Origin of the sequence: Rhodococcus sp. ENV425, from assembly GCF_002887785.1 — a bacterium.
Classification (GTDB): domain Bacteria; phylum Actinomycetota; class Actinomycetes; order Mycobacteriales; family Mycobacteriaceae; genus Rhodococcus; species Rhodococcus aetherivorans.
In genome coordinates, this window is record NZ_PCZU01000013.1 from 1 (window position 1) to 8,625 (window position 8,625).

7 protein-coding genes are annotated in these 8,625 nt (G+C 68.8%); 5 read left to right on the forward strand and 2 right to left on the reverse strand.

What is annotated here, in order from left to right:
• Nucleotides 1-46: 46 nt before the first annotated feature.
• The 4 genes from CQZ88_RS00635 to CQZ88_RS00650 are packed head-to-tail and all read left to right on the forward strand — an operon-like array spanning nt 47 to nt 7,044.
• On the forward strand, nt 47-2,059 hold the full coding sequence (locus tag CQZ88_RS00635) for a hypothetical protein (protein WP_102799090.1): 2,013 nt from the start codon (nt 47-49) through the stop codon (nt 2,057-2,059).
• Nucleotides 2,056-4,821, forward strand: a complete 2,766-nt coding sequence (locus CQZ88_RS00640) for a hypothetical protein (RefSeq protein ID WP_102799091.1) — start codon at nt 2,056-2,058, stop codon at nt 4,819-4,821. Before CQZ88_RS00635 ends, CQZ88_RS00640 begins: the two co-directional genes overlap by 4 nt.
• A gap of 46 nt (nt 4,822-4,867) precedes the next feature.
• On the forward strand, nt 4,868-5,884 hold the full coding sequence (locus CQZ88_RS00645; protein ID WP_102799092.1) for a hypothetical protein: 1,017 nt from the start codon (nt 4,868-4,870) through the stop codon (nt 5,882-5,884).
• Nucleotides 5,881-7,044, forward strand: coding sequence for a hypothetical protein (locus tag CQZ88_RS00650; protein ID WP_102799093.1), 1,164 nt, complete (start codon nt 5,881-5,883; stop codon nt 7,042-7,044). The genes CQZ88_RS00645 and CQZ88_RS00650 overlap by 4 nt, the downstream gene beginning before the upstream one ends.
• 114 nt (nt 7,045-7,158) lie before the next feature.
• On the opposite strand, the gene CQZ88_RS30145 is transcribed toward CQZ88_RS00650, so the two are convergent.
• Nucleotides 7,159-7,527 (reverse strand): hypothetical protein, encoded by a 369-nt coding sequence (locus CQZ88_RS30145; protein ID WP_219727499.1) that lies wholly within the window; start codon nt 7,525-7,527, stop codon nt 7,159-7,161.
• On the opposite strand from CQZ88_RS30145, the gene CQZ88_RS29680 reads away from it, so the two are divergent.
• Nucleotides 7,526-7,729, forward strand: a complete 204-nt coding sequence (locus CQZ88_RS29680) for a PASTA domain-containing protein (RefSeq protein WP_251550743.1) — start codon at nt 7,526-7,528, stop codon at nt 7,727-7,729. The genes CQZ88_RS30145 and CQZ88_RS29680 overlap by 2 nt on opposite strands.
• 196 nt (nt 7,730-7,925) lie before the next feature.
• Here CQZ88_RS29680 and CQZ88_RS00660 read toward each other — a convergent pair.
• Nucleotides 7,926-8,625 (reverse strand): DNA/RNA helicase domain-containing protein (locus CQZ88_RS00660; RefSeq protein ID WP_146034230.1); only part of this gene is annotated, 700 nt, incomplete at its 5' end.

The window sequence follows — 8,625 nt, forward strand, 5'->3', positions numbered from 1 at the left end:
GCGTCAGCCGGACAGGTTAAACGTCAAGCTGAGAGCGAGTGGAACAATGCCCGACGTTGTCTTCGAGGCTCTGCAGCTGTGGCGGCAACAGCAGATCGACGACGGCCGTCTTCGTCCCGGCCTGCTCAAGGACACGCATCTGCAGCAGATCATCCGGTCCGATCGGCGCACTGCCGAGGAGATCGAACCGATGCTGCCACGCCAGGCGAAACCACTGGTCGACGGAATCGTCCACGTGGTGACGTCGGCCCAGCCCGGTGAGTTCGTCACCGAGGCGTCGCCGACGGCGGAGGCGCCGGCGCCCGAACCGCCGGTTCCGCCGGCGCCGGTTCCCGGAAGCGAGCACCTGGTCGACCTGCGCACCGAGGACTTCTGCGAGTTCATGCACGGGGAGTCCGATCAGGAGGTCGGGGCGATCACCATCACGGCCGAACCGGGCGGCGGGCACCTGCTCGAATGGTCCCCGCTGCCGGATCGGTCCGGACAGACGGTGCTGTACCGCGTCGTCGCCGGTGAGACGCACCGTCCCTACAAGCCGGAGGCCGGGCGACTGGTCGGCGTCACCCGCGGAACCCTCCTCGTGGACACCGCAGCTCCGGCCGCCGCGGTGCGGCACCTCCAGGTGTGGGCGCACGCCGGACGCGACCAGCACGACGCGGTGCGGCGCCAGCCCGTGCTCATCGCCGAGGGACATGTCCTCAGTCCGGTCGCCGACTTCGTGGTCGTCGAAGACGACGGCGCCGTGATCGGACAGTGGTCGGTGTGGCCGGGGGTCACCCGCGTGCGGGTACTGCGCATCCCGCTCGACGGCCGAACCCCCGTGACCAACGACCCACGGCACCGCATCCTGGCCGACCAACCCAATCTCGGCGGATTCGTCGACCGCGACCCGCAGCGTGGGCATCGCTACCTCTACCGCGCGATCTGCGAGGTCGACGTCGACGGACACACCAGACTCTCCCCGGCAGCACAGGCGGAAGTCCTCGTGTCCGCGGTGCTCGAGCCCGTCACCGACCTGCACGTCGCCACCCACGGCGACAGCGACGACCTGCACTTCGACCTCGGCTGGACCCCACCGGACATCGGCACCGTGGTGATGTATCGAACGGAGACCGCGCCGCGGCCGGGCATCGACCGGACGCTGCTCGCGGCGGGCGCACTCGACGTCTCCGGTGGGCTGCCGACCTCCGCACGACTGGTCCATCCGGTGACCGTCGGAGGCGACGGCGAACACCGGATGAGCAACGTCTCCTGGCCGCGCGGCTGGGTGCGGGCCTACTTCACGCCCGTCACCGTCCTCGACGGAGACGTGCAGGTGGGGCGCACGGTCATCGCGACCAGGCCGCTGCCCGCGCCGCGAGAGGTGCGGATCGTCGAGCGCTGCACCGAGCAGGTGCTCACCTTCCCGTGGCCGGAGGGCGCAGCATCGGTGTCGGTGTACGTGAGCTCGCCCCAGGTTCCGGCCGAGCATGCGATCGAACAGCGCCCCTTCGCGGAGATCTCCCGAGCGGCGTACGAACGCGACGGCGGCCTGCACCTGTCGAACCCGCTGCCCGAGCAGGGATGCGCCGTCCACGTGGTCGCCGTCGCCTACACGGCCGGCGAGCGTATCGCGGGCATCCCCGCCACCGTCGACTACCCGGGTCTGTTGCGGATTCAGTACACGACCGAGACTCGCCGCACCGCCGGTGGTGTCGCGCTCGCCGTGCGGCTCGCCTCACAGGTCGAACTCCCGACGGCCCCACCGTTCGTCGTGGTGCACAACCAGACCCGGCTGCCGCTCAGTGCTCGGGACGGCCGGCCGCTGGAGGTCCGTGGGGACGGGCGAACCCAGCCCGGCGCCCGGAGCTTCCATCCGCGCGGCCTGCATCGCGAGTGGAGCCAGCCGTGGACCGTCGACGTGACGGACTTGACCGGGTACGTGCGGGTCTTCGCCGACGTGCGGCCCGAGCAGAGCCGTACCATCGCGCTGATCGATCCGCCGATCGAACACATCCGGCTCGATCTCATCGGCGATCACCTCATCGGTGACGACGTGCCGCGCGAAGACGCGCGATGACCGCTCGGAGGGACGAGACCGAATCGCCACGGTTCGGTCAACTCAGCTACACCTCGTTCGACCGTCCCGGCACCGGATCCGGCGGCGGCTGGCAGGTCAAGGAGATGGCCGGCGACCTCGACGCCGACGAACAGGCACTGCTCCGCGCGGGAGTCGTATCCCGATTCGAATCCCCGCAGCCGATGCCCCGATTTCCGACCGTCGAGGACATCGCCCGGCGCCCGCGGCGGCTCATGTACGCCCACATCCGTGACGCGGCCGGATGCTATTGGCACACTGTGCCCGCCGGCTCGGACGCCTCCGGCCGCCCCGGGAATGTCTTCGCCCACGCCGTGCTCGATCGCGGTGCGGAGCCCGGCGACGGGGTGCGTCCGATCGAGCGCTGGCGGTCCACGGACTGGCTGGTCCCGTACGGCGCCGACGAGGTCGCCGAGGCAGCCCTGCCGGCCACGGCACCCGGACCCGGCGGGATCGTCGATCGCGACGCCGCACTCGGATTCCTGCTCGATCCGGGAACCTGGCGGATCGGTGTCTTCAGCGTCCTCCTCGACGCGGTGGCGCGGTCCCTGCGCGGCGGCCCGGCGGTGGTGTTCGGATGCGAGGATCCCGACACCGCCGCACTCTGGATCGGGGCCGTCTCGCACTTCATGTCGCCGGGCACCGCCCGGCGCTTCGGATGGTCCACTTTCGACCGTCTGCACTCCGTCGACGACGCCGTGGCACGCGGCGCGAACCTGGTGACCGTTCCGCTTCCGGACCTGCCCGGAGACAGTCCCGGCTGCACCGTCTTCGGCGAGAACGAGACTCCCGAACTGGGGGAGCTCGACGGCGAGCCGCACTCCGTCGCGAACGGCGATCTCGTTCCGGTGACGCACTGGTCGGTGCTCGCGCAGACGGTTCTGCTCGACGTCGAGACCGCGCATCGAGCGCTCGCGCATCAGGACGCGATCGCGGCCGGTGTAGGTGATCGCGACCTGACCGAGGCGTGGCCGCTGGCGATGGCCGTCGTCACCGACCCCGGCCTGCACGACGCACTGGACGAGGCCGCCTCGGTCGTACTCGCGGAGTCCCCCATGGAGGCCGCCACCGCACCCGATCTCGCGCACGTGATCGTCGGAATTGTGGACGAGCGACTCGGTGCGACCACACAGCAGGCGGAGGAAACACTCGCCCGCTGGCAGGTTGACAATGCCGTCACGCCCGCGGTCCGGCAGCTCGCCGGCACCGTCTTCGCCTTCCGCGCGCTCGGTGACGGCCACTGGGTACGTCGGGCGAGACCCGAGCAATTCGCTGTCTTCGAGTCGTGCACGCGAACCGAGGACCTTCAGGCCGAGGCCGACGCGATACTCGGCGATCTGCGCTTGCGCGCACGAGGCGGCGGGAATCTGCGCGACGTCGCGTTCGACGCCCTCAAGACGATCGACCTGCTCGTGCGTGCCGACCTCCTCCGCGATCGCGGCGTCGACGTGGCCTTCGAGGTGCTCGAGCGGGCGGTGATCCCGACCCTGTGCGATCGGGTCGACGGAGCCGCGTTCGTCGCGGAACTCGGGCCGGTCTCTGCGTCGACGCGCGTGAGATTTCTGCAGCCCGCTCTGACCGCCCATCCCGTGTTCGCCGGGCGCCCGCTCGGCTCCCGGCTTGCACCTCCCGTACTCGAATGGCTCGTCGACGGACTGTTGGACGTACCAGACCTCGACGAGCTCGCCTCCGACCCGCAGCGCATCACCGAGCCCGAATGTGTGCTGATCGCCGACGGCGTCTTCGCCCTCACGGAACAAGAATTCGATCGAGCACGAATACGGAGCGAGCTGGTGCCGGTCGCGTTGTGGAGGGCACTCCACGAAGCGCGGGAGGGCGGCTGGGCGCCGAGCGATGTTCCGGCGCTGGTCGCCGGGCACGGCTGGACGGCGGAGCAATGGTGCCGACTCGTCGGCGCGTTTCCCGAGGCCGTTGCGCCCCGTTTCCTGCAGGACGTGGTCGTCCGCGAACCGTGGGGACCGGAGCTCGAGACGCTCGTCCGCCATCTGGCCGAGCCCGGCGCTCGCGAGGAAGCGTCGAGGTGGGCGGCCGATCCGTACCTGGACGACCTCGCGGTGTCGTGGGCGCTGATCCGGAACGAGGAGCGCTGGGCTGCGATCAGCGGACCGGCACTGCGCCGGGCACTCGACGTGCATGTGTTACCCGTCCTGGAGGACTACGCGGAAGGCTACGAAGCGGACCTTCCCACGGATCTGCTCGCCCGGCTCGCGATCTTCACTGTCGCGCTGCGGGGGCAGACCCCACCCCAATCGGGCCTCCCGGTGCCGGACCTTCCGGCCCGGCACCGGGAGGCGCTCGTCCGAGCGGTGGACGAGGACGCACGGTTCGTCGTCGATGCGCTGGCCTCCCTGGTGGAATCCGGTGCGCTCGACGCCTATTGGCTGATGGCACACGCGGTGTTCACGTCTCCGTCGGCGCCGCGGGTGCGGTCCGTGCTGGATCAGCGCGACGTTCTGGCACGGTTCGAGGTCGGATCGGGTGGTGTGCGGCGTTCCCTTCTGGACGAGGTGGCGTCGACGGTGATGAAACGGCCGGACTACCGCGGCCCGCTGGGGGTGCACGGTCTGATGGACGCGATCCGCGAGGAGCTACATCTGCGGGGACACCGCGACGTCGCCTACGCGTGCGACGTGTACGCCGGGTTCGTCCGGAGGTGGCTCGACGAGCGCCGAGCCGACGCGGATCGATCGTCGCCGGGCCGGGCGACGCCGAGGCGGGTGTGAGGACAGTGCAGATGTGCAGTGCGTGGACACGGGGAGGACAAGACTGATGCCCGGATATGTGCTCGACGGGGCAGGGGTGGTGGACCTGCCGCACCAGCCGCTGGCCGTGACGGTCGATGCGACCACCGTGACGGTTCAGGTGCAGGCGATGACGCCTGACGGCGCCCCGGAGGCGTCCGCGCTCTACCCGAAGCCCGGCTTCCTTGTACTGCCCCGAGTCGCCCAGGAGATCGTCGTGGCCGCGCGCCCCGGGGGCGGCGCAGTGGTGTTTCCCCAGGGAACCGTGCTGCAGGCAACCATCGGGGTGGACAGCAGCCGCAGCGCCGACCCGGATCGGGCCGAGCTGACACCGCTGGACGTGTCGGGTCTTCACCACGTCGAGCTTGCGACGATCGCCCCCGCGGGGGAGCGTCTCGCGGTCACGGCCCGCAAGACGGTGGTCGACGTCCCGCTCAGCGATCTCGGCGCCCGCGCGCGGTCCGCGGCACGCGGCGCCCTCGGCGTGGACCGGCTGCCCGAGGCGCGCCGGCTGCGCGTCGAGGTGGATATCGATACGACGATGTCGATGCTGCCGCTCATCGAGGACGGCAGTGTTCGCGCGGCGGTGGACGTGCTCACCGGCATCACGGCGGTGATCGGAATCCGAGAAGAATTGCAGGTCAATCTGATCGGCCGATCCTCCAGGTCGCTGCCCGTCGTCGAGCTGCGGCACGTCGCCGACCAGGTCCAGGCGCAACTGGACGCCGCGCCACTGGGAGTGGGGTTCCGCTCCGCGGAGATCGACCGGTCGAGTTACAACACCCCCACGCTGGTATTCACCGTGACCGACGCACTACCCGCCGATCACACCGGCACGGGTGTGCCGGGTGTGCGACGGCGGCCCGTGATCCTGTGTGCAGACACCTCGGCTGCGGCGGGCCTCGGCACCGCCGTGCCGCCCACCTGCGAAACGGCAGGCACGGATTCCGACTGGCTCTCCAGCCCGGAGAAATTGTTCGCAACGGTGACGTCGCTCGTGGCAGGACTGTCGGCGACACCGGAATCGGAAGGTGCGCGGCGATGACCAAATGCCCACGTTGTTTCACGGTGCTCCCGTCGGACCGTTACGCCTGGGCCCCGACCGCGCCGGACGAGATCGAGGTCGACGAGGTCGCGACGGTCTTCCACGGCAGCCCCGTGCGGTCTGGCAAGGTCGTCGAGCTCCAGCGGCCCTCGGGGTCCGGGGACGACTGGGCGCCGCCGGTGAGCGACGCCGAGGACAAGGCCAGCGGCCCGGTCGCCGAGGTGTGCCCGACGTGCCACTATCGGCTACCGACCGGGTGGCGCGGCGCCCACACCACCTGCATCGCGATGGCCGGCGCCCGCGCCACCGGCAAGACCGTGTACATCGCCGTTCTCGTCAAGACCCTGCAGTTGCTCGGCGAGCGGCTCAACTGCGTGGTCGAGCCCGCGACCTCCGAGACCGAACAGGCCTACCGCGAGCTCTACGAGAGGCCGCTGTACGAGGAACGCGGCATCCTCGAATCCACCCCCGCAGCCCACACGAGCAACCCGTACCAGCGGGAGCCGCTGATCTTCAGCCTCGGCCTGTGGAACGGCATTCGACAGTACCTGGTGCTGCGGGACGTGGCAGGGGAGGACCTCGAGAACCCGGACAACGCGCACGCCCCGCACCTGCGCTTCTTCGCGCAGGCCGACGGCGTCGTGTTCATGTTCGATCCGCTCAAGGTCGAATCCGTCCGGCAGCAGCTCCACGACCTGGTCCCGGCTCAGGAACGCGTCGGCGGCGACCCCCGCTCGGTGCTGCGGACCGTGTTGTCCATCATCGGCGACAGCACACCGAATCTTGCAATCGTCCTCTCCAAGTTCGACGCCCTGCAGGCCCTCGAGCATGTCGACGGCAGCGACTGGAGCGAGATCATGTCACAGCGCGGCGCCGCGTTCTCCCGTGACCCGAGCCTGCAGTACGCGCCCTACAACGAATCCGATGGCAGACTGGTGCATGAGGAAGTCCGCAGCCTCCTCGACAAACTCGAAGCCCGCTCGATGGTGATGGCCGTCGACCAGCCGCACACCGGTGCCTCACTGCACAGCCGGTTCTTCGCCGTGTCGGCGCTCGGAGAGTCACCGGTCGGGGACCGACTGCACCACAGCGGGATCTCCCCCTTCCGATGCCTCGATCCGGTGCGGTGGGTGCTGGCGCAGCGTGGGGTGTGGACTTGAGACCAGGAATCGGAGAGTCCTGCGCAGGGCCTGTAACGAAGGCAAGTGCGTGACCGATTCCCTTGTGTCCAAAGAACTTTCTATTCCTTGGGGGGAGCGCGGTAGTCACCGCGTCTACCGACCAGCGCTTTGAAGGAGACACTGCATGCTGAGTACCGCTTCGCGTCTGCGTAGGACAGGTCGGGTGGGTGCCGAGAGGCACTTGCGGAACGTCGGGGTGCTCCTGGCGACCGCCAGCGCCGTGACACTGCTGTCCGGATGTGGAGCCGAGGCGGAGTCGGAGCCATCGGCCGCCCCCACTGTCACGTCGACTTCGGCGAAGCCCGCCACGTCCTCCACTACTCGACCGGTCTTGCCGTCGTCGACGACCTCCACGCTTGCGCCTACATCGACCATTCCTCCGGCCCCGATTGCCGCTGCCACCAGCACCGTAGCGGCACAGCCGGTCGTGACGACGGTGCCCATGCCGCCGGTCGTCTGCATGAATCTCCAGGACGCACAGAACCTAATTCAGGAGCTCGGTGTGTTCTATTCGCGCAGCGTCGACGCCACCGGCCGGGGTCGAAATCAGGTGCTCGATTCGAACTGGATCGTGGTCGGGCAGTCCCCGAGCGTGGGAGAGCCGGTCGGTGAAGGGGATGCGGTGCTTTCGGTGGTCAAGATCGGTGAACCCAACCCCTGCTGATTCCGACTCGACCGAAGGATTGATCCTCGGCGAAGGATTCGAATACGCGTCAGCCCGTTCGCAAACCGCCCAGTTCGGATGGTCTTGCTTTGTACCCACTCGGCGGTCATGTCGGGCTTCGGACTTGACGATTCGAACGGGCCCCGGACGTCGGGCCGCGCTCGATGAACCATAGAGCGAGTTCTTCTCGAAACAATCAGGTGGGCTCGGAGATCAGGCTTCTCAACGCTTGACGGGTTGGCTCGTCAGTGGAGTAAAGGACGGTGCCGATCATTCCTCGTGTGAGTAGGACCTTGTATACATTTCGGACCAGACGATCGAATCGAAGATCGCTGATCTTCTTCGTGTTCTTGAAGTCAGGGTCCTTGTTTGCCTCGCGGACCGTCAGGAATCTCCCCTCCCGCCACACCAGGTCAGGACCGAGGATGACGCCATTCCAGTCGTATTCGAACCCCTGCGCGGTGTATACACAACCGACCTGCCCGAAACCCCCGTCCTCGGTGGCCCACAACGCGGCCGGCGGCGCCTCACCGGTGCGGCGTTCGCTCTTGCTGTTCCACGGCCGTGCCCACGCGCCGATCTGCACATCCGGGACGAGACGGCCGTCCTTGTCGGGGTTGCTCCACGGCCAGCAGTACCCCGCGGTCATGCGTGCCGAGTATCCGCGGCCGCGCTGCTGCTCGAGCAGGAACTCGAGCTCCTCCGCGGAATCGGCCACGCGCACCGCGAACTGCGGATCCCCCGACCACCGGACCGGGCCACCCTCGACGAGACCGAGCAGACGCTTGACCCACAGCACATACTCCTCGCTGCCTCCACAGCGGAACTGTTCCCCGAGGTGCACGTGATGGGTTTCGAGGCCCAGGGTCGCGGCGTAGCGCTCGATCTGTTCGAGC

Bases quoted from the DNA above. Each gene is read 5' to 3' on its own strand.
- CQZ88_RS00635 (WP_102799090.1), top strand. From the start codon at position 47: ATGCCCGACGTTGTCTTCGAGGCTCTGCAGCTGTGGCGGCAACAGCAG.
- CQZ88_RS00640 (WP_102799091.1), top strand. From the start codon at position 2,056: ATGACCGCTCGGAGGGACGAGACCGAATCGCCACGGTTCGGTCAACTC.
- CQZ88_RS00645 (WP_102799092.1), top strand. From the start codon at position 4,868: ATGCCCGGATATGTGCTCGACGGGGCAGGGGTGGTGGACCTGCCGCAC.
- CQZ88_RS00650 (WP_102799093.1), top strand. From the start codon at position 5,881: ATGACCAAATGCCCACGTTGTTTCACGGTGCTCCCGTCGGACCGTTAC.
- CQZ88_RS29680 (WP_251550743.1), top strand. From the start codon at position 7,526: ATGAATCTCCAGGACGCACAGAACCTAATTCAGGAGCTCGGTGTGTTC.
- CQZ88_RS30145 (WP_219727499.1), bottom strand. From the start codon at position 7,527: ATGCAGACGACCGGCGGCATGGGCACCGTCGTCACGACCGGCTGTGCC.